1 protein-coding gene is annotated in these 548 nt (G+C 42.2%); it reads right to left on the reverse strand.

Features of this window, described 5'->3' with window-relative positions:
• Positions 1-21: 21 nt before the first annotated feature.
• Entirely contained in the window at positions 22-495 is a 474-nt protein-coding gene (tnpA, locus tag AC3WT9_RS34675; protein ID WP_341094137.1) for an IS200/IS605 family transposase, read from the reverse strand.
• Positions 496-548: the final 53 nt, after the last annotated feature.

A 548-nucleotide genomic window follows, 5' to 3' on the forward strand; every position in this document is an offset into this window, starting at 1 on the left:
TCACTTACCCGTTAAACGGGCTTATTTCTTTTTGTTTCTTTTGTCACTGAATGGGTCTTCGTATTCTTTTACACTCAATTTATCTACGGCTTGGTCATGTGCTTCTTGTTCACGGATGTATTTGGCTACTGTGGCTTCATTTAAGCCCACTGTACTCACGTAATAGCCTTCCGCCCAAAATTTTCGATTCCCATACTTATACTTTAGCCCCGCATGCTTCTCAAAGATCATGAGCGAACTTTTTCCCTTCAGATATCCCATGAACGTAGACACGGCGATCTTCGGTGGTATCGCGACCAGCATGTGCACGTGATCTGGCATCATATGACCTTCTAGTATTTCTACTCCCTTGTACTTACATAGACGTTTGACGATTTCGATCAAATCTTTCCTCACTTGATTATAAATCTCTTTCCGTCTATACTTCGGGGTGAACACGATATGGTATTTGCACATCCACTTCGTGTGAGCTAGACTATAGCTCTTGTTTGCCATCTAAGATCATTCCTTCCGTTGAGCCTGAACATCTCAATTTTATCGGAATGGTC

The sequence above is a fragment of the Paenibacillus sp. EB106-06-01-XG199 genome (assembly GCF_058791575.1).

What these genes read in the sequence shown, in the direction of transcription:
- tnpA (WP_341094137.1), bottom strand. Translation starts at nt 495, where the DNA reads ATGGCAAACAAGAGCTATAGTCTAGCTCACACGAAGTGGATGTGCAAA.